Genomic DNA, 25751 nt, shown 5'->3' with positions numbered 1-25751 from the left:
GCATACAGGAAAGGGCTGGCGCGTGCGGTCAGGAACCGTGCCATGATGCCCCCCGCATGCGCCGCCTCGCCGCTGCCCTGGAAGACTTCGGGCAGATGATCTTCTTCGCCTTCGAGGCGGTCGCCTGGGCGTTCCGCCCGCCCTTCCGTCCGGGCCTGGTGCTGGGCCAGATGGCCTTCATCGGGGTGGGCTCGATCTTCATCGTGGGCGTGACCGGCACCTTCAGCGGCATGGTGCTGGCCCTCCAGTTCGGCTACGCCATGAAGCAGTTCGCCGCCGAGGGCTACGTGGGCGGGTCGGTGGCCCTGTCCCTGGCCCGCGAGCTGGCGCCGGTGCTCACCGCCCTGATGGTGACGGGGCGCGCCGGCAGCGCCATCGCCACCGAGCTCGGCACCATGCGGGTCACCGAGCAGATCGACGCCATGGACTCCATGGCGGTCAACCCCATCCAGTACCTGGTGGTGCCGCGGGTGCTGGCCTCGCTGGTGATGTTCCCGGCCCTCACCATGCTCTTCAACGTGCTGGGCTTCGGCGGCGCCTACGTCATGGGCATCTACGTGAGCGGCATCCCGGTGGGGCCGTTCATCGAGCACACCCGCGGCTTCCTGGTGCCGGACGACATCCTGCACGGGCTGTGGAAGGCCGTCCTCTTCGGGCTGGTGGTCTCCATCGTCACCACCTGGCGCGGCTACGCGGCCAGCGGGGGGTCGCGCGGGGTGGGGGAGGGCACCACCCGGGCGGTGGTGACCAGCTCCATCGGCATCCTGGTGGTCGACTACGCCCTGACCCTCCTCGCGGTGGGGACCTGACGCCGTGATCCAGGTGGACGACCTGTGGAAGTCGTTCGGCCCGAACGAGGTCCTCAAGGGGATCACGCTCTCCATCCCCAAGGGCCAGACCTACGTGGTGCTGGGCGGCTCGGGCTCGGGCAAGACGGTGCTCATGAAGCACGTCATCGGGCTGCTGCGGCCGGATCGCGGCAGCGTGCGGGTCAACGGGGTGGAGATCTCGGCCCTCTCCGGCAAGGCCCTCACCGAGGCGCGCCGGGTCTTCGGCATGGTCTTCCAGGGGGCGGCCCTCTTCGACTCGATGACGGTCTTCGAGAACGTGGCCTTCCCCCTCACCGAGAAGAACCGGCGCATGGGCGCGGCCGAGGTGCGGCGGCGCTGCCTGGAGAAGCTCCAGGTGGTGGACCTGGGCGAGGAGGTGCTGGGGCGCTTCCCCTCCGAGCTCTCCGGCGGCATGCGCAAGCGGGTGGCGCTGGCGCGGGCGCTGGTCTCCGACCCGCAGGTGGTGCTCTACGACGAGCCCACCACCGGCCTCGATCCCATCACCACCGACTCGGTCGACGGCATGATCGTGGCGGCCAAGCAGAAGCTGGGGGTCACCTCCATGGTCATCAGCCACGACATCGCCTCGGCCTTCCGGGTGGCCGACCGGCTGGCCGTGCTCTACGATGGCCACCTGGCGGCCGAGGGCACCCCGGCCGAGGTCAAGGCCAGCCCGGATCCCTACGTGCAGAAGTTCCTCTCCACCTGGTTCGACAAGCAGTGAGCCCCCACCCGTGAGCAAGCTCCACTTCAACAAGGCCCTCTCGGTGGGCGCCCTGGTGGCCGTCACCGGCGCCGCCTTCCTGGGCGCCTTCACCTTCTTCAAGAAGGGCGGCTACTCGGAGGACGAGAGCTACCAGGTGTACGCCTACTTCTCGGACGCCACCGGCCTGACCTGGAAGAGCCGGGTCCAGATCGCCGGCATCCAGGTGGGCGAGGTGTCGCGGATCTCGCTGGAGGGGTCGCGGGCCCGCCTCGACCTGCGCATCAAGAAGGAGGTCGAGCTGCGCCCCGGCGCCTGCCTCACCAAGTCCTTCCCCTCGGCCCTGCTGCCCGACGCCCTGCTGGAGCTGGCGCCCGGCACCGGGACGGGCCCGGGGCTCTCGGGCCTGCCCGAGGAGCGGCGCGAGGTGACCTGCGTGCGCGAGGCCACCAGCGTCCAGAAGCTGGTCGACGCGATGGCCAAGATCGCCGACGACGTGCAGGTGGTCACCGGCGACCTGGCCAAGACGGTCGGCGGCGACCGCGGCTCGATGCGCGAGATCATCGAGAACCTGGCCCAGCTGACCCGCCGGCTCGACGCCACCGTGGCCGCCAACGAGGGCCGGCTCTCCGCCATCCTGGCCAACGTGGAGGTGATCTCCAGCGACCTGCGCGACGTGACCCAGAGCGAGCGGGAGCGGGTCAAGCAGATCGTCCGCAACGTGGAGGACTTCACCGTGCAGCTGCGCGAGGTGGCGGCCACCGTGCAGGGCGTGATGGACGGCGGCGCCGGGGCCGGTGGCGCGCCGGCCGTCGGAAGCCAGGCCGAGCAGGCGGCCGCGGCGCGGGCCCGCGGCGTCAAGCAGGCGGTGGAGAAGCTCAACGTCAACCTGGCCAAGCTGGACGAGCTCCTGGTGAAGCTCCAGGAGGGCAAGAGCGTCGGCAGCCGCCTCATCGTGGACGAGAAGATGGGGCGCGACCTGGCCAACGTGGTGGACGTGGCCTCCAACTACGTGGAGAAGCTCGACAAGCTGCAGGTGGAGGTGCACTTCCGCTCGGAGTGGCTGCTCAACCAGACCGGGGCCAAGGCCTACTTCGGGGCCCGCCTGCTGCCGCGGCCGGACAAGTACTACCAGGTCGAGATCGTCTCCGACCCGCGCGGCGTGGACACCGTCACCACCGAGACCATCACCACCCGGGACCCCACCACCGGCACCGACCGCACCGTGGTCTCCACCAAGACGCTGCACGAGGAGAAGCTCACCTTCTCGGTGCAGATGGCCAAGCGCTACGGCCTGGTGACCTTCCGCGGCGGCGTCATCGAGAGCTCGGGCGGCGTGGGCTCGGACCTGCACCTCTTCGACGACGCCCTGCAGCTCTCGGTGTCGGTCTACCAGTTCTCCCGCCCGTACCAGAACGTCTTCCCGCGCGCCAAGGTCTGGATCGACTACCAGTTCCTGCAGCACTTCTACCTGACGGCCGGCGCCGACGACTTCCTCAACGTGTGGCGGCAGGGGCGCTACCCGGGCGGACCCAAGTTCACCCTGGGCAACGACGTGTTCTTCGGCGGCGGGCTCTACTTCACCGACGAGGACCTCAAGACGCTGCTCGGGGTGGGCGCCGGCTCGGCCATCACCTCCATGAGCGGCAAGTAGGCGCGCGTGCGGTCCTGGACCAAGCTCGGCCTGCTGGTGCTGCTCGCCGTGGTGGCGGGCCAGGTGCTGGTGCGCGGCGCCGCGCCGCCCCTCCGCGAGGGCAGCCAGGCCCCGCCGCTGGCCCTCACCGCGCTGGACGGCCGCCTGGTGGACCTGGCCGGCCTGCGCGGCCGGGTGGTGGCGGTCAACTTCTGGGCCACCTGGTGCGCCCCGTGCCGGCAGGAGCTGCCCGAGCTGGCGGCCACCTGGCTGGCCACCCAGGACCGCTGCTTCGAGCTGCTGGGGGTGGTGGAGGAGTCGGCCAGCGACGAGGTGGCCGCGGCGGCGGCCCGGCTGCCGTACCCGGTGCTGCCGGATCCCGGGGCCGAGGTGGCCGCCGCCTGGAAGGTGGCCGGCTACCCGCGCACCTACCTCGTCGACGCCGAGGGGCGGGTGCGGCAGGTCTTCGACGGCGCCCTGACCCGCGCCCGGCTGGAGGCGGCGCTGGCGCCGCTCCTGCCGGCCAGCTGCCCCCCGAGGTAGGCCCTGGCCCACCCCTGTCCCATCTGCCGCAAGCCGGTGGCGCCGCGCGCCGCCAACGCGGCCTTCCCGTTCTGCTCCCCCCGCTGCCGCCTGCTGGACCTGGGCAAGTGGATCGAGGGCGACTACCGCATCGCCGGCGATCGGGCCGGCGACGGCGCGGCCGGTCCGGCGCGACCGGGCGACGACGAGGAGCAGCCGTGAGGCCGGTGCTCTACCTGCTCAGGGCCCTGCCGGGCGGCCAGGTCGGCCGGCTGGGGGAGCGCTTCGAGGTGCGGGGCGGGGAGCCCCTGCCGCCGCCGCGCCCGCGGGTGCTGGCCGAGGCGGCCGACGCCGAGGTGCTGGTGGTGACCTACCTCGACCGGGTCGACGAGGCGCTGCTGGCCGGGCTGCCGCGGCTGCGCCACCTGGCGTCCTACGGCGTGGGCACCAACCACCTCGACCTGGAGGCCTGCCGCCGCCGCGGGGTGCTGATCACCAACACGCCGGGGGTGGTCACCGAGGCCACCGCCGAGCACGCCCTGGCGCTCCTGCTGGCCGTGGCCCGGCGCGTCGCCGAGGGCGACCGGATCATCCGCCGCGGCGGCTGGACCTCGCTGGACCCCTCCTGGCTGCTCGGCACCGGCCTGGACGGCAAGGTGCTGGGGCTGGTGGGCTTCGGCCGCATCGGGCAGGCGGTGGCCCGGCGCGCCGCCGCCTTCGGCCTGGCCATCACCTACGCCGCGCCCCGCCTGGTGGACCACCCGGGCGCGCGCCGGGTGCCGCTGGAGCAGCTGCTGGCGGAGTCGGACGTGGTCTCGCTCCACTGCCCGCTCACCCCGGCCACCACCGGCCTGCTCTCGCGGGAGCGGCTGGCGCTCATGAAGCCGGGCGCGCTGCTGGTGAACACGGCGCGCGGCCCGGTGGTGGACGACGCGGCGCTGGTGGAGGCGCTGGCCGGCGGGCGGCTGGGTGGGGCCGGGCTGGACGTCTTCCCCGACGAGCCCGGCGTGCCGGCGGGCTACCTGGCGCTGGAGAACGTGGTGCTGACCCCGCACCTGGGCTCCGGCACCCGCGAGACCCGCGGCGCCATGGCGGCTCTGGTGGTGGACGAGGCCTTGCGGGTGGCGCGCGGCGAGCCGGCGCGCCACCGGGTCGGGTAGCGGACCCGGCCGGTCCGGCACGGCCAGGGCGCCGCGCCACGCCACCTCGTCTCGGCTGCCCCGGGTGTGGTATGAGGCCGCGCCTCGCATGGGCCTCGTCGATCTCCATTGCCACCTGCTGTGGGCGCTCGACGACGGGGTCGAGACGTCGGCGGAGGCGCTCGCCGGGGCCCGGCTGCTGGCCTCGCTGGGGTTCACCGACGTGGCCCCCAGCCCGCACGCCAGCCCCGACATGCCGTCCGGCGACGCGGCCGCCTGCGAGCGCCGCCGCGCCGAGCTGGCCGCCCTGCTGGAGGCCGAGGGGGTGGCGCTCCAGCTGCACCGCAACACCGAGAACAAGCTCGACGAGGGCTTCCTGGAGCGCGTCGACGGCGACGACCGGCGCGGGGTGGGGGAGACGCAGCGCTGGGTGCTGGTGGAGCTGCCCTTCCGCGCGGGCGTCCCGGCCCTGCCCGAGCTCGTCTTCCGGCTGCGCCGCAAGGGGGTCCTGCCGCTCTTCGCCCACCCCGAGCGCTGCGCCGAGTTCGAGCGGCCCGGCCGCGCCGAGGAGGTGGTGCGCCTGGGCGGCGCGCTGCAGCTCAACGTGGCCTCGCTGGTCGGGCTGTACGGCAAGGCCGCCAAGAAGGTGGCCGACCGGCTCCTCGACGAGGGGCTCTACGCCGTGGCCGCCACCGACCTGCACCACGCCGCCGGGGCGGAGGAGTGGGTGCCGGAGGCGCTGGAGGCGCTGGAGAAGCGGGCCGGGCGGGCCACCTTCGAGCGGCTGCTGGTCGAGCACCCGCGCCGCATCCTGGACGGGCAGGAGCTGGCCTGAAGCGCGCCCTGCAGATCCTGGCCGGACTGGCGGTCTCCGGGCTGGCGCTCTGGCTGACGCTGCGGGGCAAGGACCTGGGGGCCATCTGGCAGGCCACGCGGGCCGCCGACTACCGCTACCTGGCGCCCTACCTGCTGGTGCTGCTGGCCATCCACCTGGTCCGCACGGTGCGCTGGGGCATCCTGCTCGAGCCGGTGGCCACGGTCCCCTTCGCCCGGCTGAACGCCGTCTCGGCGGTGGGCTTCATGGCGCTGGTGCTGCTGCCCTTCCGGCTCGGCGAGTTCGCCAGGCCCTACCTGGTGGCCGACCGCCCGCGCCTGCGGGTCTCGGCGGCGCTCTCCTCGGTGGTGGTGGAGCGGGTGGCCGACGGCATCTTCACCGGGCTCCTGCTGGTGGTCACCCTGCTGGCGGTGCCCGAGGGCACGCCGGGGCTCCGGGTGCTGCGGCTGGCCGGGGTCGGGGTCTCGCTGGCCTTCGCCGGGCTGCTGGCCTTCCTGGTGCTGGCCTACCGCAACCGGGCGCTGGCGGTGCGGCTCACCGCCCGCCTGCTCGGCCCCCTCTCGCAGCGCCTGGCGACCCGCCTCTCCGGGATGATGGACGCCTTCATCCACGGGCTGCGGCTGGTGCCGAGCCGCGGCAAGGTGGCCCTGTTCTTCGCCCTCACCGCCGCCTACTGGGCGCTCAACGGCTGGGGCATGCAGCTGCTGGCCCGGGCCTTCGCGCTGGACCTGGCGCTGGTGGACGCCTACACGGTGCTGGGGGTGCTGGTGGTGGGGGTGATGATCCCGGCCGGCCCCGGCATGGTGGGCACCTTCCAGGGCGCGGTGGTGCTCGGGCTGTCGCTCTTCGTGTCGCACGAGGCGGCCCAGGCCCGCGGCCCGGCCTACGCCAACGTGCTCTGGGCGGCGCAGATCGGCTTCCAGGTGCTGCTCGGCCTCGTCTTCCTCTTCTCGCCGCACGTGCAGGTGGGCCGGCTCTTCGCCGGGCCCGGGGACGCCGGCGTGGAGCTCGAGGAGGAGGAGGCCGAGTACCAGGCCGGCGGGGACGGGGCCGCGCCTCCTCCTTGACGGATCCCGCCGGGGGCCCTATAAACCCGCGTCCTTGCGGCCGAAGCGGCCGCGCCATCACCTCGGTGAGGTAGCTCAGTCGGCTAGAGCGGGGGTCTCATAATCCCCAGGTCGGGAGTTCGATTCTCCCCCTCACCACTCGAGAGGCCGCCCCGCACGGGCGGCCTCTCCTTTCTGGGCTGCCAGCGGCGCCCTGGCCCGACCCGCGGTCGGCCACCCCCACCCGTGCCACCCCCGCCCGGAAGGTTGCGGGCTGCCCCGGCCCGGCCGATGCTCTCCCCACACACCAGGGAGGTGGCGCGTGAAGGTGCTCATCGCGGATGCGTTCCCGCAGGACCGGCTGGCCGACCTGTCGGCGCTGGGGCTCACGGTGGATCACCGCCCCGACGTGCCGGTGAAGGACCTGGCCGCCGCCGTGCAGGGGGCCTCCATCCTGGTGGTGCGCGGCAAGCAGGTGCCGGCCGAGGTCTTCGAGAAGTCCGACGCCCTCTCGCTGGTGGTCCGGGCCGGGGCCGGCGTGAACACCATCGACGTGGCGGCCGCCTCCAGGGTCGGCGTCTACGTGGCCAACTGCCCGGGCCAGAACGCCATCGCGGTGGCCGAGCTGGCCATCGGCCTGATGGTCTCGCTCGACCGGCGCATCCCCGACAACGTGGAGCGCCTGCGCGCCGGCAAGTGGGAGAAGAAGGCCTTCTCGGAGGCCAGCGGCCTCTACGGGCGCACCCTGGGCGTGGCCGGCTTCGGCCCCATCGGCCAGGAGACCGCCCGCCGCGCCCTGGGCTTCGGCATGAAGGTGCTGGCCTGGTCGCGCTCGCTCGACGCGGCGCGGGCCGCCGCGGCCGGGGTGGGGCTGGCCACCGACCTCCTGGACCTGGCGCGCCGCAGCGACGTGCTCTCGCTGCACCTGCCGCTCAAGCCGGCCACCCGCGGCCTGGTGTCGCGCGAGGTGCTGGCCGCCCTCAAGCCCGGCGCCCTGCTCGTCAACACCGCACGCGCCGAGGTGGTGGACCAGGAGGCGCTGCTCGAGGCGGTGCTGGCCGGCCGGCTGCGCCTGGGCACCGACGTCTTCCCCGGCGAGCCCGAGAAGGGCAAGGCCGACTTCGACAGCCCGCTCGGCAAGGCGCCCGGCGTCTACGGCACGCACCACATCGGCGCCTCGACGGCCCAGGCGCAGGACGCCATCGCCGCCGAGACGGTGCGCATCCTGGCGGCCTTCGTGCGCGACGGCTCGGTGCCCAACTGCGTCAACGTGGCGCGCCGCTCGCCGGCGCGCGCCCGCCTGGTGGTCCGCCACTTCGACAAGGTGGGCGTGCTGGCCAACGTCCTGGGCGCCCTGCGGGAGGCCGGCATCAACGTCGAGGAGGTGCACAACACCATCTTCGAGGGGGCCGCGGCGGCCTGCTGCGTCATCCAGCTGGGGGCGCGGCCCGAGCCGGCCCTGCTGGAGCGCATCGCCGCCCGCACGGACGAGGTGATGTTCGTGGAGTGCTTCGACGTGGCGCCGGGGTAGCGCGCCGGCCGGCTATCCCCACGCCCCGGCGTGGACCTCGGCCCCCTCCGCCTCGAGGAGGGGGCCCACCACCTCCACCACCCGCTGCCCGGCGGCGAAGACCGCCCGGCACGGCAGGTCCAGGGTGGGGTTCTCGGGGTGCGAGCCGGTCAGCGCCTTGAGCTGCCGCTCGGAGAGCCCGTACACCACCCGCCCGACCCCGGCCCAGTAGAGGGCCCCGGAGCACATGGCGCAGGGCTCCGCCGAGCTGTAGAGGGTGCAGCCGGCCAGGAAGGCCGGCCGCCAGGCCTGGCTGGCCCGCGAGGCCAGCAGGCGCTCGGCGTGGGCCGTCATGTCGCGGGTCGGCTGGTAGCCGTTCTCCTGCTCCAGCAGCACCTCGCCGGCGGGGCCGACCAGCACGCAGCCGAACGGGTGGTTGCCGTGCTGGAGGGCGCGGCGGGCCACCCGGTAGGCCAGGCGCAGGTGGTCCTCGTCCGAGCGGCGCGCGGCGGTGCCGGGCTGGTCCATGGGTGCTCCTCCTGGCCCCGTTGTACGATGCCGCGCCCCGCGACGCGACCACAGGGATCCCCCACATGCCCGAGCCACGCACCCTGCTGATCCGCGACGCCACCCTGGTCGCCACCTTCGACGAGGCCCGGCGCGAGCTCCCCGGCGCCTCGGTCCTGGTGCGCGGCAACCTGGTGGAGGCGGTCGGCCCGGCCGCCGACCTGCCGGCCACCGCCGACGAGGTCATCGACGCCCGCGGCCACCTGGTCATCCCGGGCCTGGTCAACACCCACCACCACATGGTGCAGTCCTTGACCCGGGCGGTGCGGGCGGTGCAGGACGCCGAGCTCTTCTCCTGGCTGCAGGGGCTCTACCCGATCTGGGCCAACCTGACGCCCGAGATGGTGCGGGTCTCCACCCAGGTGGCCATGGCGGAGCTGCTCCTCTCCGGCTGCACCACCACCAGCGACCACCTCTACATCTACCCGAACGGCTGCCGGCTCGACGACGCCATCGAGGGCGCGGCCCTGGCCGGCATGCGCTTCACCGCCACCCGCGGCTCGATGAGCGTGGGCCAGAGCCAGGGCGGCCTGCCGCCCGACCGGGTGGTGGAGCGCGAGCCGGACATCCTGCGCGAGACCCAGCGGCTGGTGGAGCGCTGGCACGACCGCCGCCACGGCGCCATGCTGCAGGTGGCGGTGGCGCCCTGCTCGCCGTTCTCGGTGAGCCAGGACCTGATGCGCGAGTCGGCCAGGCTGGCGCGCGCCCTGGGGGTGCGGCTGCACACCCACCTGGCCGAGAACGACCACGACATCCGCTACACCAGGGAGAAGTTCGGCTGCACGCCCACCGAGTACGCCGAGGAGCTCGGCTGGCTGGGGGAGGACGTGTGGCACGCCCACTGCGTCAAGCTCGACGACCCCGGCATCCGGCGCTTCGCCGCCACCGGCACCGGGGTGGCCCACTGCCCGTGCAGCAACATGCGCCTGGCCTCCGGCATCGCGCCCATCCGGAGGATGATGGACGCCGGCGTGCCGGTGGGGCTGGGCGTGGACGGCAGCGCCTCGAACGACGGGGCGCAGATGGTCTCCGAGGCGCGCCAGGCCATGCTGCTGCAGCGGGTCGGCATCGCCCTCGAGCCCTTCGGCTGCGATCGCGGACCGGCCGCCATGACGGCCCGCGACGCGCTGGCCCTGGCCACCCGCGGCGGCGCCCGGGTGCTGGGGCGGGGCGACATCGGCCAGCTGGCCCCCGGGTTCTGCGCCGACCTGGCGCTCTACGACCTCGGCACGCTCGGCTTCGCCGGGGGGGCCGTGCACGACCCGCTCGGCGCGCTCCTGCTGTGCGCCGCGCCGCAGGCCGCCTGGACGGTGGTGGACGGGAGGGTGCGGGTGCGCCAGGGGCGGCTCGCCTCCTTCGAGCTCGAGCCGGTGGTGGAGCGCCACAACGCCCTGGCGCGCCAGCTGGCGTCGGCGGCGGGCTGAGGCGGGCCGAGGCCCGCCCGCGGCTCAGCCGAGGGCCGCCCGCGCCTCGGCCACGAAGCGGGTCCGCTCGTCGGCCTCGTCGATCTCCCGCGACAGGTCGGCGACCAGCTGCTCCAGCCTGGCCCGGGAGGGCGGGGCGGCGGCGGCCCAGGCGGCCCAGGCCTCCTCGAAGACCAGCCCGCCGATGGGGCCGATGTGGCGGACCAGCACCTCCTGCAGCGGCGCCCTGGCCGTCACCACCTCCGCCGGGACGGCGGCTGGCGCCGCCGGCTGGGGCGCGGGCCGGTGGGGGGCCGGCGCCTGTCCGGCGGCCGCGTCCAGGCGGCGCACCGCCTGCTCCAGCGAGAGCCCGACCAGCGCCGCGTCCACCGCCAGGGTCCCGATGACCAGCACCATGCCGCGGGCGAAGGGCCTGGCCAGGGCCCGCCCCCGGGCGTAGCGCAGGTCGAGCGAGCCGTCGGGGCCGGCGCGCTGGCGCAGGCCGGAGGTCTCGTCGGCGAAGAGCGCGGCCACCTGGCGCAGCGCCGCCTCGTCGAAGAGGGGCGGGAAGGCGGAGGCGAGCAGCTCGCCGCTCGGGCCGCAGGCCATGGTGCCCACCACCCCCGGGATCCCCGCCAGCTGCTGGAGCACCTGCTGCATGGCTCAGGCCCCCGGCTGGGCGCTGACGGCCCGCCGGACCGCGGCCTCGGTGTCGGCCAGCGAGGCGGTCGGCTGCAGGCTGACGGCCAGGTAGGCGTCCTTGGCGTGCAGGAGGAGGAGCTGGTCCAGCTGCGGGTTGCAGAGCACCAGGCGGCTCAGCTCGCCGAGGCCGAGCAGCTTCCCGAGCGGGTCGGCCAGGGAGGAGAGCAGGGAGGCGCTGCGGGTCGCCAGGGCGGTGCCCTCCGGGGAGGCGTCGTTGAGCGCCACCCCGCCGCGCAGCACCGCCGCGTGGCGCACGCCATCCACGGCGCGGGCGCGCAGGGCGGCGGCGGGGGCCCTGGGCGGCGCCGGCTCGGTGGGCGGCCTGGGGGCGGGCGCCGCCGCCTGGGCCGGCGGGCGCTCCCGGCCGTCCTGGCGGGCCTCGTCGAGGCTCCGCGCCGCGTCGAGCAGCAGGTGGTCCAGCCGCTTGTCGATGGAGCGGGCGAAGGTGGCCACGTTGGCGTGGGCCTCGAAGCTGCCGGTGGGCCAGGCCAGGATGGCGGCGAGCACCTCCTCGCCGTGCACCGCGCCGAACTCGGCGTGGATCACCTCGCCGTGCTGCATGAAGACGGCCGCCGCCTGCCCCTGGTAGGAGAAGACGATGGAGCCGGAGAAGCGGTGGCCACCCTGGAGCTGCAGCACGTCGGCCACGGAGAGCGCCGCCACCGATCCCTCGAAGCCTCGCTGTGGGTTCGACGACATGTGAGGCTCCCGTGATGCTCGGCCCGGGGAGCTCTCCCCGGGCCGGCGAGCGGCGCGTGCACCGAGCCCTGAAGGTACCGCCTCGGCGCGCCGCAGCCAACGATCTGGTCCATCCCTGCCCTGCGCGCAACCGCACAGGGGGTCCTGCGACGGCCGGTCCGGCCGCCGGCGCCAGGCCTACTTGAGGAGCCTGAACTCGACGCGCCGGTTGAGCTGCTGGTTCCGCGGGCTGGTGTTGGGCGCCAGGGGCCGCCCCTGGCCGAACCAGGCCACCACCAGGCGGTCCGCCGGGATCTGGTGGCGCGAGGCGAGCCGATCGCGCACCGCCTCGGCGCGCCGCCTGGAGAGCGCCAGGTTGGCCTCCGGGTCGCCGGTGTCGTCGGTGTGCCCGGCGATCTCCAGCCGGGCGCCGGCCAGGGCCGGGCGCCGCAGCGCCTCCCCCACCACGGCCAGCTTGCCGAGGCTCGACTCGTCGAGCGATGCGGCGCCGAGCTTGAAGAGGATCTGCATGCGCACCATGGGGCCCTCGGCGCTCTCGGCGGGCCCGCCCTTCACCTCGGCCTGGCTCATGACCCGCACGAACTCGTCGCTGGAGATGTCCTCGCCTCGCTGGGCCCGGGCCTTGATGCGCGCCACCTCCAGCGCCTTGCCGGCGCGGGCGTTGGCGGGATCGAGCTTGAGCCCACGCTCGTAGGCGGCCACCGCGCCGGCCGTGTCGCCCAGCAGCATGAGCGTGTCCGCCACCCCGACGTGGGCCTTGGCGTGCGCCGGGTCGAGCTCGGCCGCGGTCCGGTAGGCCACCAGCGCCTCGGGGTAGCGGCGCAGCCGCTCCAGCGCGAAGGCGTGCTCGTAGGCCACCGGGGCGTCCTGCGGGCACTTGGCGGCGGCGACGTCCAGGAGCTTGGCCCGCTCGAGCAGGCTGGTGACCGACTTGACGTGCACCAGCAGGGCCGGACAGTCGATCTCGCGGGTCGGCGCCTGGGCCGGCGCCGGGGCCGGCGCCGCCAGCGCGGAGGCCAGCGCGGCGGCGGCGAGGAGGCGGCCCGGGCCCGGCCTCACGTGGCGCTCCGCTTCAGCAGCTTGGCCACGCTGACCCGGAGCCGCTCGATGCCCTGCGCCAGGGTGGCGATCTCGGCGGGGCCGGTGGTGGTGACCCGCTCCTCCAGGCCGCGCCCCATGCTGATGGCCTCGGTCCGGCCGCTCAGCTCCACGATGGGGCGGACCACGCTGCGGTCGAGCAGGACCCAGATGGCCGCCAGCGCCAGGCCCAGGCCGGCCGCGGCAACGGCCAGCAGCCGGAGGGCGTTGGCCCGGGCCTCGGCCAGCGCCTCGGTGAGCGGCACGTACACCACGAAGGCGGCCGCCACGTCGCCCTCCTTCCACCCGTAGCCGCGCTCCGCGCCGTAGATCTCCACCTGGTCCTTGGGGGCGGAGGCCGCGTCGCTGTGGCACTGCAGGCAGCCCTTGGCCGCGTTCCGCCGGGTGGCGAAGTAGTAGTAGGGCTCGCCGCGCCGGGAGATGATCCCCTCCTGCGTCTTGAGGCCGGCGTCGGTCCGGAAGCCCTGGATGATGGCCGTCTCCTGCTCGTCGGCCTTGTTGGGCGGCCAGCGGGGATCGACCGCCGCCTGCTTGAACTGGTAGCCGGGCAGCTTCTTCTCCAGGACGTCCCAGACCATGCGGGTGATGACCGCGCCCGACATGATCTCCGGGTAGAAGCGGTCCTTCTCGACCACCTGCAGCAGCAGCGGGCGCTGGGAGACCACGAAGTTGGACTGGATCGACTCCATGGTGGTGAAGATGAGCCGGCCCTTCTGCTCGGCGTCGGCCATGGCGCGGCGGCGGCTCAGCTCGTAGCTGGCCGCACCCACCGCGAGGATGGTGAGCAGGCCCAGCACGCCGGTGGTGATCATGAAGCGGTTGCGAATGCCCATCGTCTCTCCCTGGCGGAACGCTGCGTGCCCGAGGGGAGGCTGGCTCCCCTGCGGCGCCGACCTGCGGCAGCGACGAGCGTCGGATGTGATCGAGGGTAGAGAACGTACCGCCGGAGTCAATGTTCCGGTTGACGCAGTTGCGGCTCCGCGCCGTCAGGGTGTGGGGCGAGGTGGGTCCATGGCCTCCAGGGACGCACTGACGAAGTTCACCGTGTCCGGGCCGGTCACGGCGCCCCGCAGCGCCTCCATGACGCGCAGCCAGGTGAGCTCCACCGGGCCGGTGGCGGTCCCCTCGGCCGTGCCGGCCGGATCGGCGGGATCGAGGCGCAGGTCGAAGCCGTCGCCGGCGTAGCGCAGGCGCGCCCCGCCGGACCAGACCTGGTAGGTCCGACCGGCCACGCGCCCCACCATGCGCACCCCCCCCTCGACCCGCTCCAGCGCGAAGCCGTCGCGGGTCGGCGCGGCGCTCCAGCTCGCCACGCTGCCGAAGAAGTTGGGCTTCACCGCGTAGGGTCCGCCGTCCTCCGGGCACATCACGTCGCAGTGGCCGCACTCGTTGCAGGCGTCGGCGAAGGTGGCGATCTGCCGGGGCTTCACCAGCACCTGCGGGGCGCCGGTCTCCAGCGTGAAGCGCCCGCCGGCCGGCACCAGCCGCTCCACCGCGAGGGTCACCGCCGCCAGCGGCAGGGAGAAGTTGGCGTCGTTGGGGCAGACCGGGATGCACTTGTCGCAGGTGAGGCAGTCGAAGAGCGCCAGCGCGCTCCCCACCTTGCGGGGCGGCGTGGCGTTCCTGGCGGCGGCGTAGCGGGGGTCGTCGGCCAGGCCGGCGGCGTAGCGGCTGGTGCCGAGCAGCCGCGCCGCCGAGACCCAGGACGCCCAGTGGGCGCCGGCCGCGGCGCGCAGGTCCCCGCCGGCGCGCAGGGCCAGGCGGCAGGCCGCGGCCGCCGGCGCCGGGAGCGCGGCCCGCACCAGCGCCCCCTCCGCCTGGCCGTAGGCCAGCAGCGAGAAGGTCTCCAGGTCGGGGGCCCTGACCGCCTCCATCCGCTTGCCCAGCTCCTCGAAGTACCTGCGCCCCCGCCCGTAGCCGCCGGCCCGCAGGAGGTCGGTGCAGACGCTGACCGGCCCGAGTCCGAGCGCCACCGCGTCGGGGAAGTTGGCGGCGTCGACGCCGGCCGAGAAGGAGATGGGGTGGCGGTCGCCGAAGGTGGCGCGGAAGCGGTCCACCAGCGTCATCGCCAGCACGTGCAGCGGCGGGCCGGAGAGGTACATGAGCCGCTCGGTGGCCGGGAAGAAGGTGCGGTGGTTCTCCACCACCAGGGTGTTGGTGAACTTGACCCCGAAGCCCCGCCCCAGCCTGGCGGCGCTGGCCCCCAGCCGATCGACGAACCCGGTCACCTGGTCCCACCTCGCGTCCTGCTCGAAGGCCTGGTCCGGCACCGCCAGGTCGCGGTAGCCGAGCCGGCGGTGCAGCAGGTCGCGCAGGTCCACCTTCCCGAGCAGGGTGGGGTTGAGCTTCACGATGACGTGCAGCCCCACCTCCTCGAGCAGGAAGGCGGCGATGGCCTCGATCTCCTCGGGCGGGCAGCCGTGGAAGGTGGAGAGGGTCAGGGTGTCGGAGAGGCGGGTGGGGAAGGCCAGATCGCGGAGGTGGGCGAAGGGGGCCGGGATCTGGCGCCGCAGCCGCTCCACCACCGGGCCGGCGTCGAGCAGCCCGGCCATGAAGGCCCGCACCCGGGGCGAGCGGACGCCGGCCAGGTCGTAGCCCACGCTCATGTCGTAGACCGTGTCGCCGAAGCCGGGCGCCAGGCCGGAGGCCTTGAGCATCTCCACCAGCATGGCCGCCTTGACGTACTCCTCCAGCGACTGCTCCAGCTTGAGCTCCTGCGACCACTCCACGTTGTAGCCGACCGTGGCCATGTCGATGCAGGGGCGCGGGATGACCAGGTCGTCCTTCACCTGCACCGTCTTCAGCTCCATGATCCGGCCGCCGGCCAGCCAGGCCAGCACGATGTTCTGCGCCAGCTGGGTGTGGGGCCCGGCCGCCGGGCCGAAGGGCGTCGAGGCGCGGTGGCCGTGCAGCGAGGTCGACAGGTCGCGGCCGCCGCCGGAGGTGACGAAGGCGCGGGCGGGCAGGTCGAAGGCGGCCTGGCGGCGCTCCAGCTCGGTGAAGAGCCGGGTGACCAGGGCGCCGAAGGGGACGGGGGTGAGCTCGGCCATGCACATCCGTACCGCCGGTGCCCCGGCCCCGCAACCGGCCGGCGCCCCGGGAAGCCGGGGGCTGGCCCGATTGAGGCCGGCGCCTCGCCCGGGTGGCGTGAAAGGCCACTTCCTGCTCGAATGCCGCCGCCGGTTTCGGGCCGACCGGGCCCGCCGCCACCCCAAGGAGCGCCACCCTCATGAAGACCGTCACCTTCCAGCTCAACGGGACCACCCGGCAGGCGTCGGTGGCCCCGGGCGAGTCGGTGCTCGAGGTGCTGCGCGAGCGCTTCCAGCTCACCTCGCTCAAGGACGCCTGCGCGCCGCAGGGGCAGTGCGGCTGCTGCCTGGCGCTGGTGGACGGCCAGCCCAAGGTGACCTGCGCCATGCCGGCCGACAAGGTGGACGGCAAGGAGATCTGGACGCTGGAGGGGGTGGCCGCCGCCGAGAAGCAGCTCTACGCCGACGCCTTCCAGGCGGCCGCCGGCCTGCAGTGCGGCTTCTGCACGCCCGGCCTGGTGCTGCGCATCAAGGCGCTCACCGACAAGGCGCAGCGGCTCTCGCGCCCCGAGATCGCCCGGGCGCTCGACGGGCACCTGTGCCGCTGCACCGGGTACGCCAAGATCGTGGACGCGGTGGAGCTGATCCAGGTCGCCAAGCAGGGCGGCCCGGCGCCGGTGGTGGTGGAGGACGGCGGCGTGGGCGGCCGGCTGCAGCGCTACCAGGGCGGCGCGCTGACGCTGGGGGAGCGCCCCTTCGTGGCCGATCTCGACGCCCCCGGCCTGCTGCACGGGGCGGTGACGCTCTCGCCCCACGCCCGGGCCCGGGTGGTGCGCATCGACACCACCAGGGCGCGCGCGCTGCCCGGGGTGGTGGCGGTGGCCACGGCCAGGGACGTGCCGGGCCAGCGCTGGGTGGGGCTCGTCTACCGCGACTGGCCGGTCTTCGTGGCCGAGGGCGAGGAGGTGCGCTACGTGGGCGACGTGCTGGCCGCGGTGGCGGCCGAGAGCCCGCGCATCGCCCGCGAGGCGGCCAGGCTGGTGGAGGTGGAGTACGAGCGGCTGCCCCCGGTGCTCGACCCGGTGGCCGCCGTCCAGCCCGGCGCCCCGCGCGTCAACCCGAAGCACGACAACGTCCTCTCGACCACCCACTTCGGCCGCGGCGACGTGGACGCGGCGCTGGCCGCCTCGGCCCACGTGGTGACCGGCACCTGGGCCACCCAGCGCATCGAGCACCTCTTCCTCGAGCCGGAGGCGGCGCTGGCGGTGCCCCGGGCCGACGGGGTGCTGCAGCTCTCCTCGCAGGGGCAGGGCATCTGGGACGATCGCCGCCAGGTGGCGGAGGTGCTCGGCCTGCCCGAGGACCGGCTGCACGTTGAGCTGGTGCCCAACGGCGGCGCCTTCGGCGGCAAGGAGGACATGTCGATCCAGGCGCAGACCGCGCTCCTGGCCCACCTGACTGGCCGCCCGGTCAAGCTGGTGCTCAACCGGGAGGAGTCGATCCGGATGCACCCCAAGCGCCACCCCATCACCATGACCTACACGGTGGGCTGCGACGCCACTGGGCGGCTCACCGCCGCCCGGGTGCGGATGATCGGCGACTCGGGCGCCTACGCCTCGGTGGGCGGCAAGGTGCTGGAGCGGGCGGCCGGCCACGCCTGCGGCCCCTACCAGGTGCCGGCCGTGGACATCGAGGCGGTGGCCGCCTACACCAACAACCCGCCCTGCGGCGCCATGCGCGGGTTCGGGGTGAACCAGACCAGCTTCGCCATGGAGGGCTGCCTGGACCTGCTGGCCGGGAAGGTCGGGCTGGACGGCTGGGAGATGCGCTTCCGCAACGCGCTGCGGGTCGGCGACACCTTCACCACCGGGCAGGTGCTGGAGAAGGCGGTGGGGGTGGAGGCCACCCTGCTGGCGGTCAAGGAGCGCTACTACGCGGCCCGGGCCACCGGCCGGGCGGTGGGCATCGCCTGCGGGGTGAAGAACTCCGGCATCGGCAACGGCGCGGTGGAGCACGGCCGGGTCACGCTCAAGGTGGAGGCGGACGGCACCGTGGCGGTGCACATCGGCTTCACCGAGATGGGGCAGGGGCTCCTGACCATCACCACCCAGTGCGTGGTCTCGGTGACCGGCCTGCCGGCCGCCACCTTCCGGCCGCAGGTCAACACCACCTACGAGCTGGGGGCGGGCCAGACCACCGGCTCGCGCGGCACGCTGCTGGCGGGGCGGGCGGCCATCGACGCGGCCCGGAAGCTCAAGGCCGACCTCGACCTCGGCCTGACCCTGGCCTCGCTGGCCGGGCGCGAGTACGCCGGCGTCACGGTCATCGACGACACCAACGCGCCGGGCAAGGCCAACGGCAAGAAGATCAAGACCCACACCACCTTCGGCTGGGCCACCCAGGTGGTGCTGCTCGACGAGGCCGGCAAGCTGGAGAAGGTGATCGCCGCCCACGACGTCGGCCGCGCCATCAACCCGCAGCAGTGCGAGGCCCAGATCGAGGGGGCCGTGCACATGGGGCTGGGCTACGCGCTCACCGAGGAGCTGCCCTGCAAGGACGGCATGCCGGTGACCTTCCGCCTGAGGGACCTCGGGGTGCTCCGGGCCCAGCACATGCCGCCGGTGGAGGTGATCCTGGTGGAGGTGCCCGAGCCGGAGGGGCCCTTCGGCGCCAAGGGGGTGGGCGAGATCGGCCTGGTGCCCACCGCCGGCGCGGTGGCCGGGGCCCTGGCCGCCTTCGACGGCGTCCGCCGCACCCGGCTCCCCATGAAGGACTCCCCGGCCGCCAGGGCCATCAACGTGGGGCGCCTCCCGGACGCCGACCGGGCCGACTGGCACTGACTCGCGACACCACGGCACCACCCCGCCAGCGCGGCGGGACCCTGCTCGAGGAGGCACCCCGATGGCACCGCTCCCCCGCATCGACGGCCCCCGTCTCTCCCGCCGGCTCGAGGCCCTCGGCCAGGTCGGCGCCATCCCCGGCGGCGGCGTGGCCCGCCTGGCCCTCACCGACGCCGACAAGGCCGGGCGCGACCTGGTGGTGGGCTGGATGGCGGCGCTGGGGCTGGCCGTCTCGGTGGACGGGCTGGGCAACGTGGTCGGCGTGCGGGCCGGGCGCGAGCCGGGCCCCCCGGTGATGACCGGCAGCCACATCGACACGGTGGCCACCGGCGGCCGCTACGACGGCAACCTGGGGGTGCTGGCCGGCCTGGAGGTGCTGCAGGCGCTCGACGACGCCGGGGTGGTGACGCGCCGCCCGCTGGCGGTGGCCTTCTTCACCAACGAGGAGGGGAGCCGCTTCCAGCCGGACATGATGGGCAGCCTGGTCTTCACCGGCGGCCTCACCCTGGAGGCGGCGCGGGCCACGGTCGGGGTGGACGGCCGGGCGGTGGGGGCCGAGCTGGACCGGATCGGCTACGCCGGGCCGGCCCCGGTCGGGCAGCCGCAGGTCCACGCCTACGTGGAGCTGCACGTCGAGCAGGGGCCGGTGCTGGAGGCCGAGGGCTACACCATCGGCGCGGTCGAGGGGGTCCAGGGGATCCGCTGGACCGAGCTGACGCTGCGCGGGCAGTCGAACCACGCCGGCACCACCCCCATGTCGCTGCGCCACGACGCGGCGCTGGTGGCCGCCCAGATCGCCTGCGAGGTGCGGCGGGTGGCCCGGGCCACCGGCGGCCACCAGGTGGGCACGGTGGGGCTGCTGACGGTCTCGCCCAACCTGGTCAACGTGGTCGCCAACCAGGTGGTGATGACGCTCGACCTGCGCAACACCGACGACGCCGTCCTCGACGTGGCGGAGCGCCAGGTGCTGGCCTTCGCCGAGCAGGCGGCCCTGGCCGAGGGGGTGACCCTGGCCCGCCGGCCGCTGGCCCGCTTCGCGCCGGTGGCCTTCGACCCCAGGCTGGTGGCGCGGGTGGAGGCCATCGCCGCGGGCAAGGGGCACCGGGTCCGGAGGCTCCCCAGCGGCGCCGGCCACGACGCCCAGATCCTGGCGGCGGTGTGCCCCGCCTGCATGATCTTCGTGCCGAGCGCCAAGGGCATCAGCCACAACGTCGCCGAGTACACCAGCCCGGCGGATCTCACGGCCGGGGCCGAGGTGCTCCTCGACCTGCTCCTGGAGCTGGCGGCCTGATGCGGCAGCTGATCCGCGGCGCCCGCATCGTGACGGGCGACGGCCTGGCGCCGCCGGTCGAGGGCGACGTGCTGCTCGAGGGCGACCTGGTGGCCCGGCTCGGGGCGGTGGGCCACTCCGACCTGGTCACCGCCGACGTGGTGGTGGAGGCGCGCGGCCGGGTGCTGGCGCCGTCCTTCGTGGACACCCACAACCACGGCGCGCTGGGCGGCACCCTGCCGGGCCAGAGCGGCCTGCCGCGCGCCTGCGAGCTGGCGCTGCGCGGGGGGGTCACCAAGCGCATCTGCGGCGTGGACGGCCTCTCGCCGGCGCCGGTGACCGAGGCCCAGCGGTCGCAGTACGCCGCCCAGCTCAAGCCGCTGGACGGCGCCATCGAGGGCGAGTGGACCTGGACCACCATCGCCGGCTTCCTCGACTGGCACCGCGGCCGCTCGGTCACCGACCTGGGGCTCTACCTGGGCCACTCGGCGGTGCGGCGGGTGGTGATGGACAACCTGGCCCGGGTGGCCACCGACGCCGAGGTGGCGGCCATGGCGGCGGTGGTGCGGCGCGAGGCGCCCCACGCGCTCGGGCTCTCCACCGGCCTGGTCTACAACCCGGCCGTCTACTGCGACCAGCGCGAGCTGACCGAGCTGGTGCGGGCCTTCAACCAGGTGAAGCCGGGGGCGCTCTTCCCGCACCTGCGCTCGGAGAGCGACAACATCGTCGCCAGCGTCCGGGAGGTGGTGAGCGCCGCGGTGGACGGCGGCGGCGGGTACTGCAACGAGCACTCCAAGATCGCCGGCGCCGGCAACTACGACCGCATCGGCGAGCTGGAGTCGATCCTGCGGGACGCGGCCACGCTCATCCCCACCATGGAGAACATGTACCCGTACACCGCCGGCTCCACCACCGGCGACGCCATCTTCCCGCCCGACATGCGGGCCGGCACCCGCGCCGAGTTCCTGGCGCGGCTCTCCGACCCGGCGGCGCGGCGGAGCATGTCCGAGCGGATGCGCCACGACTCGCGCAGCTGGGACAACTTCGTCCACTTCTGCGGCGGGCTGGGCGGCGTCCAGATCGCGGGGGTCAAGCCGGGGGTGGGGGAGGCCTTCCTGGGGCAGCGGCTCGGCGACGTGGCGCGCGCCGCCGGCGTGGCCGACCTGGCCTCCGACGCGGCCTTCCAGGCGGTCTTCGACTTCTTCCGCGACAACGCCGGCGAGATCGCCATCATCACCCACTACGGCAACGAGGCCACGGTGGAGCGCTTCTTCCGGCGCCCCACCATGGCGCTCTGCACCGACGGCCTGATGCCCGGGCCCGGGCAGAAGCCGCACCCGCGGGCCCTGGGCGCCTTCCCCAAGGCGCTGCGCATGGCGCGCCAGATGGGGATCCCGCTGGAGCAGATGGTGCACCGGCTGGCCACCCTGCCGTGCCGGTTCCTGCACCTGCCCGACCCGGTGCTGCGCCCCGGGGCCGACGCCTCGCTGGTGCTCTTCGACGCCGAGGCGGTGCGGGAGAACAACGACTACCTGGATCCGCTGGTGCCCCCCACCGGCATCGACGCGGTCTGGGTCCACGGGGCGCTGGTGCTCGACCACGGGGTGCTGCGCTCGCCCTGGCCGCTGCCGGGCCGGATCCTGCAGAGCCCGGTCCGTGCCGATGGCTGAGCGCTCCGGGCCCGGGGGCCGGCCCTCAGATCTGGCCCTGGTAGGCCGGGCCGAAGGGCCGGCGCGGCAGGTAGCGCCCGCTGCCGGGCTCGGCCCGGAGGTCGCCGTCGGCGTAGAGGTGGCGCCCGCCGGCCAGGGTGTGCACCACCACGCCGCGCACCTCGCGCCCCTCCCAGACCGAGAAGTCGGTGCGCTGCCGCTGGGTGCGCGCCGAGAGGGTGCGGGTGCGGGTGGGGTCGAGCACCACCACGTCGGCGTCGGCGCCCGGCTGCAGGGACCCCTTGCGCGGGTAGAGGTTGAAGGCGCGGGCGGCGCTGGTGGAGGTGAGGGCCACGAAGCGCTCCGGCGTGAGGTGCCCGCCGTTCACGCCCAGGTGCCACAGCACGTGCAGGCGGTCCTCGACCCCGCCGCAGCCGTTGGGGATGCGGGTGAAGTCGGCGGCCCCCAGCCGCTTCTGCTCGGTGGTGAAGCAGCAGTGGTCGGTGCCGCTGGTGGAGAGCACCCCCTCGGCGACGGCCCGCCACAGCGCCGCCTGGTGGCCGGCCGGGCGGTAGGGGGGGCTCATGACGTGGCCGGCGGCGACGTCGAGGTCGGGGCTCTCGTAGACCGAGGCGTCGATGCCCAGGAACCCGGGCAGGGTCTCGCCGACCACCCGGGCGCCGCGCCCGCGGGCCCGGCCGATGGCCTCGGCCGCCTCGGCGGCCGAGACGTGCACCACGTAGAGCGGGACGTCGAGCACCTCGGCCATGGTGACGGCCCGGTGGGTGGCCTCGCCCTCCAGGATGGGCGGGCGGGACAGGACGTGGCCGCGCGGCCCGGTCACCCCCTCGGCCTTCAGCTTGGCCTGCAGGTGCGCGATCAGCTCGCCGTTCTCGGCGTGGACCTGGGGCAGGGCGCCGAGCTCGCGGCAGCGCAGGAAGCCCTGGATGATGCTCTCGTCCGGCAGCATCAGCCCGCCCTTGTAGGCCAGGAAGAACTTGAAGCTGCAGACGCCGTGCTGGTGGACCAGCGGCGCCATCTCGGCGGCGAAGCGCTCGCCCCACCAGGACACGGTCATGTGCAGGCCGAAGTCCACGGTGGCGCGCGAGGCCCAGGCCTGCCAGGTGGCCAGGGCCGCCAGCGGCGACTCGCCGCGCTCCGGCCCGACGAAGTCGAGGATGGTGGTGGTGCCGCCGGCCGCGGCGGCCGCGGTGCCGGAGAGGAAGTCGTCGGCCACCACCGTGCCCATCATGGGCAGCTGCATGTGGGTGTGCGGATCGACGCCGCCGGGCATGACGAAGCAGCCCCCCGCGTCCACCACCGCGGCGCCCGGGGAGGGGACCAGCCCCTCGCCCACCTCGGCGATCAGGCCGTCGCGGCAGCGCACGTCGGCGCGCCGACGCCCCTCGGCCGTCACCACCGTCCCGCCGCGGACCAGCGTCTCCACCATGCGCCACCTCGCCCTGCAGGCCAGGGCCATCCATACTGCACCGGCGCCCGGGTCGCAGCACCGAACGGCGCCAGGAGCCCGGACCACCCGTGACCAGCGCCGCCTCCCTCGTCGTCGGGCCCGACCGGACCGGCCGCACCGTGCACCTCCTCGCCGGCCGGGTGGTGGCGGAGGCGCCGGCCGGCGCCCGGCGCCTGGCCTGCCCGGACGGCCTCATCGCGCCCGGGGCGGTCTGCGCCCACACCCACCTCTACAGCGGCCTGGCCCGCCACGGCCTGCCGCCGCCGACGCCGCCGCCGCAGGACTTCCTCCAGATCCTGCGGCGGGTCTGGTGGCGCCTCGACCGGGCGCTCGACGCGCCCTCGCTGCGGGCCGCGGCGCGGGACTACGTGGCCCGGGCGCTCCTGTGCGGCACCACCGCGCTGGTGGACCACCACGAGTCGCCGGCCCTCATCGAGGGCTCGCTGGCCATCCTGGCGGCCGCCTGCGACGAGCTCGGCATCCGGGCGCTGCTCTGCTACGGGGCCACCGACCGGAACGGCGGGCCGGAGGAGGGGCGGCGCGGCCTGGCCGAGTGCCGCCGCCTGCCCGCCTCGCCCAGGCTGCGGCCCCTGGTGGGCCTGCACGCCTCCTTCACCGCCAGCGACGCCACCCTGCGGGCCGCCGGCGAGCTGGCCCGCGCGCTCGGCACGGTGGTCCACGTGCACGTGGCCGAGGACCTGGCCGACGTGGTGGACGCCCGGGCGCGCGGCGCGGCCGGGCCGCTGGAGCGGCTGCTGGCCTGCCAGGCGCTGCCGCCGGGCTCCATCCTGGCGCACGGCGTCCACCTCTCGCCGGCGCAGGTGGCGCTGGCGGAGGCCCACGGCTGCTGGCTGGTCCAGAACCCCCGCTCCAACGAGGGCAACAGGGTGGGGTACCCCGGCGCGCTGGCCGGGGCCTCGCGGGTGGCGCTGGGCACCGACGGCTGGGAGGCCGACATGGCGGCCGAGGAGGCCGCGCTCCTCCGCCTGGCGGCGGCGCACGGCGATCCGGCCGCGGCGGGCCGGCTGGCGGCCGGCCACCGGCTGGTGGCCGAGCGGTTCGGGGCCGCGGTGGCGCCGCTCGCGCCGGGCGGCCTGGGCGACCTGGTGGTGCGGCAGGACGGGCGGCTGCGCCACGTGGTAGTGGACGGACGCGTGGTGGTCGAGGAAGGGCGGCTGGTGGCCGCCGACGCGGCGGCCGTCGAGGCCGAGGCGAGGCGCGAGGCGGCAGGACTCTGGGCCCGCATGGCCCGGCTGGCGACGACCGAAGGTCCTTGAGAGGGAGCGGTGAGATGGCGCGACTCGGAGTCGAGCGGACGGTGGTGGATGGCGCGGTGTACCAGCGGACCGTCGAGGGGTTCGCCCGGGCCGGGGTGCTCCTGCCGACCCTGGGGCAGCTCAAGGACCCCGCCACCATCCCGGCGGCCATCCGCGAGCGGCTGGCGGCGGTGGACCCCGACGCGCCGCACGCGCTCAACCTGTTCCGGGTGCACTGGTTCAACGACGCGGCCCGGCGCGGCCTGGCCGCGGTGCCCGGCCACCTGGTGCTGCCGCCGGCGCTGACCGGGGTGCCGGCGCGCATCGTGCTGGCGCTGGGCGACCGCTTCCCCATGATCACGGCGCACAAGGTGCTGGCGGCCTACGGCTGCCTGGTGCCGCGGGTGGTGACCGGCCAGTTCGACCCGACGCGCCACCGCGCCATCTGGCCCTCCACCGGCAACTACTGCCGGGGCGGCGTGGCCATCTCGCGCATCCTCGGCTGCCGCGGCGTGGCGGTGCTGCCGGAGAACATGTCGCAGGAGCGCTTCGACTGGCTCGACCGGTGGGTGGGCAGCCCGTCCGACATCGTCCGGACCCCCGGCTCCGAGTCGAACGTGAAGGAGATCTACGACACCTGCGCCACGCTCGACCGCGATCCGGCCAACATCATCTTCAACCAGTTCTGCGAGTTCGGGAACTACGTGACCCACCGCTCGGTCACCGGCGCCGCCCTGGCGGCCATCTTCGGCGCGGTGGCGGCGGCCTCGCCGAAGGCCCGCCTGGCGGCCTTCGTCTCGGCCTCCGGCTCGGCCGGCACGCTGGCGGCCGGCGACCACCTCAAGGCCGCCTTCGGCGCCCGCATCGTGGCGGTGGAGGCGTCCGAGTGCCCCACGCTGCTCTCCAACGGCTACGGCGAGCACAACATCCAGGGCATCGGCGACAAGCACGTCCCGTACATCCACAACGTCATGAACACCGACCTGGTGGTGGGCATCACCGACCGGTCCACCGACTCGCTCTTCGTGCTCTTCAACACCGAGGAGGGGCGGCGCTACCTGGTGGAGCGGCGCGGCCTGGACGCCGGGCTGGTGGCGCAGCTCTCCCACCTGGGCTTCTCCGGCATCTGCAACGTGCTGGCGGCCATCAAGACCGCCAAGCAGCTCGACCTGGGCGCCGACGACGTGCTCATGACGGTGGCCACCGACGGCGCGGCGCTCTACCCCAGCGAGATCCCCAAGATCGTGGCCACCCGCTGCGGCGGCCGCTTCGACGCCGTCTCGGCCGGCGAGGTGTGGGGGCGCGACCTGGCGGCGGTCACCACGGATCACGTCCTCGAGCTGACCCACGCCGAGCGCAGGCGCATCTTCAACCTGGGCTACTTCACCTGGGTGGAGCAGCAGGGGGTCTCGCTGCAGGAGTTCGACGCCCGCCTGCACCAGTCGTTCTGGGACGGCCTGATGGACCTGGTGCCGGCCTGGGACGCCATGATCGACGAGTTCAACGCCAAGACCGGCGCGGCCAGGGCGCTCGGGGCCTGAGGCGGTGG

Annotated in this window: 22 protein-coding genes and 1 tRNA gene; 16 read left to right on the top strand and 7 right to left on the bottom strand. The window is 74.6% G+C overall.

Translation table 11 applies throughout. From position 1 onward, the window contains the following. Nucleotides 1-56 precede the first annotated feature (56 nt). The 10 genes from IPO09_08470 to IPO09_08425 all read left to right on the top strand — a co-directional run bounded on the left by IPO09_08470 (nt 57) and on the right by IPO09_08425 (nt 8239). Nucleotides 57-809, top strand: coding sequence for an ABC transporter permease (locus IPO09_08470; GenBank protein ID MBK9517371.1), 753 nt, complete (start codon nt 57-59; stop codon nt 807-809). A gap of 4 nt (nt 810-813) precedes the next feature. Next, a complete protein-coding gene (locus IPO09_08465; GenBank protein ID MBK9517370.1) occupies nt 814-1554 on the top strand; it encodes an ABC transporter ATP-binding protein in 741 nt (246 codons plus the stop codon). Beyond that, a complete protein-coding gene (locus tag IPO09_08460) occupies nt 1457-3187 on the top strand; it encodes an MCE family protein (GenBank protein ID MBK9517369.1) in 1731 nt (576 codons plus the stop codon). The genes IPO09_08465 and IPO09_08460 overlap by 98 nt, the downstream gene beginning before the upstream one ends. Before the next feature lie 6 nt (nt 3188-3193). Beyond that, a complete protein-coding gene (locus tag IPO09_08455) occupies nt 3194-3709 on the top strand; it encodes a TlpA family protein disulfide reductase (GenBank protein ID MBK9517368.1) in 516 nt (171 codons plus the stop codon). A gap of 3 nt (nt 3710-3712) precedes the next feature. After that, nucleotides 3713-3910: a DNA gyrase inhibitor YacG gene (gene yacG / locus IPO09_08450; protein ID MBK9517367.1), complete on the top strand. Its 198-nt coding sequence runs from the start codon at nt 3713-3715 to the stop codon at nt 3908-3910. After that, a complete protein-coding gene (locus IPO09_08445; protein ID MBK9517366.1) occupies nt 3907-4848 on the top strand; it encodes a D-glycerate dehydrogenase in 942 nt (313 codons plus the stop codon). The genes yacG and IPO09_08445 overlap by 4 nt, the downstream gene beginning before the upstream one ends. 88 nt (nt 4849-4936) lie before the next feature. Further along, on the top strand, nt 4937-5662 hold the full coding sequence (locus tag IPO09_08440) for a protein tyrosine phosphatase (protein ID MBK9517365.1): 726 nt from the start codon (nt 4937-4939) through the stop codon (nt 5660-5662). Continuing rightward, complete coding sequence (locus tag IPO09_08435) at nt 5659-6729, top strand: flippase-like domain-containing protein (GenBank protein MBK9517364.1); 1071 nt, start codon at nt 5659-5661, stop codon at nt 6727-6729. Before IPO09_08440 ends, IPO09_08435 begins: the two co-directional genes overlap by 4 nt. 64 nt (nt 6730-6793) lie before the next feature. Further along, nucleotides 6794-6867, top strand: a tRNA-Met gene (locus tag IPO09_08430). Between the two features lie 163 nt (nt 6868-7030). Next, complete coding sequence (locus IPO09_08425; GenBank protein ID MBK9517363.1) at nt 7031-8239, top strand: hydroxyacid dehydrogenase; 1209 nt, start codon at nt 7031-7033, stop codon at nt 8237-8239. 12 nt (nt 8240-8251) lie between these two features. On the opposite strand, the gene IPO09_08420 is transcribed toward IPO09_08425, so the two are convergent. Further along, complete coding sequence (locus tag IPO09_08420) at nt 8252-8746, bottom strand: nucleoside deaminase (protein ID MBK9517362.1); 495 nt, start codon at nt 8744-8746, stop codon at nt 8252-8254. A gap of 65 nt (nt 8747-8811) precedes the next feature. On the opposite strand from IPO09_08420, the gene IPO09_08415 reads away from it, so the two are divergent. Further along, nucleotides 8812-10209, top strand: a complete 1398-nt coding sequence (locus tag IPO09_08415) for an 8-oxoguanine deaminase (protein ID MBK9517361.1) — start codon at nt 8812-8814, stop codon at nt 10207-10209. 24 nt (nt 10210-10233) lie between these two features. Here the strand turns inward: IPO09_08415 and IPO09_08410 are convergent, their stop codons facing one another. The 5 genes from IPO09_08410 to IPO09_08390 all read right to left on the bottom strand — a co-directional run bounded on the left by IPO09_08410 (nt 10234) and on the right by IPO09_08390 (nt 15737). Then, entirely contained in the window at nt 10234-10848 is a 615-nt protein-coding gene (locus tag IPO09_08410; GenBank protein MBK9517360.1) for a hypothetical protein, read from the bottom strand. Nucleotides 10849-10851: 3 nt separating this feature from the next. After that, nucleotides 10852-11589 carry a DUF4388 domain-containing protein gene (locus tag IPO09_08405; GenBank protein ID MBK9517359.1) on the bottom strand — a complete coding sequence of 246 codons (738 nt, stop codon included), beginning with the start codon at nt 11587-11589 and terminating at the stop codon, nt 10852-10854. 177 nt (nt 11590-11766) lie between these two features. Next, nucleotides 11767-12648: an OmpA family protein gene (locus IPO09_08400; protein ID MBK9517358.1), complete on the bottom strand. Its 882-nt coding sequence runs from the start codon at nt 12646-12648 to the stop codon at nt 11767-11769. Further along, a complete protein-coding gene (locus IPO09_08395; protein ID MBK9517357.1) occupies nt 12645-13520 on the bottom strand; it encodes a DUF3365 domain-containing protein in 876 nt (291 codons plus the stop codon). The genes IPO09_08400 and IPO09_08395 overlap by 4 nt, the downstream gene beginning before the upstream one ends. Nucleotides 13521-13673: 153 nt before the next feature. Beyond that, nucleotides 13674-15737: a glutamate synthase gene (locus IPO09_08390; protein ID MBK9517356.1), complete on the bottom strand. Its 2064-nt coding sequence runs from the start codon at nt 15735-15737 to the stop codon at nt 13674-13676. 179 nt (nt 15738-15916) lie between these two features. Between IPO09_08390 and xdh the strand changes: the two genes are divergently transcribed. The 3 genes from xdh to IPO09_08375 all read left to right on the top strand — a co-directional run bounded on the left by xdh (nt 15917) and on the right by IPO09_08375 (nt 21496). Beyond that, complete coding sequence (gene xdh, locus IPO09_08385) at nt 15917-18556, top strand: selenium-dependent xanthine dehydrogenase (protein ID MBK9517355.1); 2640 nt, start codon at nt 15917-15919, stop codon at nt 18554-18556. A 61-nt stretch (nt 18557-18617) separates the two neighbouring features. Beyond that, complete coding sequence (locus IPO09_08380; GenBank protein MBK9517354.1) at nt 18618-19847, top strand: Zn-dependent hydrolase; 1230 nt, start codon at nt 18618-18620, stop codon at nt 19845-19847. Beyond that, nucleotides 19847-21496: a hypothetical protein gene (locus IPO09_08375; protein MBK9517353.1), complete on the top strand. Its 1650-nt coding sequence runs from the start codon at nt 19847-19849 to the stop codon at nt 21494-21496. Before IPO09_08380 ends, IPO09_08375 begins: the two co-directional genes overlap by 1 nt. 25 nt (nt 21497-21521) lie before the next feature. Here the strand turns inward: IPO09_08375 and hydA are convergent, their stop codons facing one another. After that, a complete protein-coding gene (hydA, locus tag IPO09_08370) occupies nt 21522-22925 on the bottom strand; it encodes a dihydropyrimidinase (protein ID MBK9517352.1) in 1404 nt (467 codons plus the stop codon). An 89-nt stretch (nt 22926-23014) separates the two neighbouring features. On the opposite strand from hydA, the gene IPO09_08365 reads away from it, so the two are divergent. Together IPO09_08365 and IPO09_08360 are read left to right on the top strand one after the other, a co-directional pair. Continuing rightward, on the top strand, nt 23015-24223 hold the full coding sequence (locus tag IPO09_08365; protein ID MBK9517351.1) for an amidohydrolase family protein: 1209 nt from the start codon (nt 23015-23017) through the stop codon (nt 24221-24223). Nucleotides 24224-24237: 14 nt separating this feature from the next. After that, entirely contained in the window at nt 24238-25743 is a 1506-nt protein-coding gene (locus tag IPO09_08360) for a pyridoxal-5'-phosphate-dependent protein subunit beta (GenBank protein MBK9517350.1), read from the top strand. Nucleotides 25744-25751 lie beyond the last annotated feature (8 nt).

This window comes from Anaeromyxobacter sp., from assembly GCA_016718565.1.
GTDB lineage: Bacteria > Myxococcota > Myxococcia > Myxococcales > Anaeromyxobacteraceae > JADKCZ01.
The sequence above is the reverse complement of the archived record's forward strand: the minus strand, read 5'-3'. Positions and strand labels throughout refer to the sequence as shown.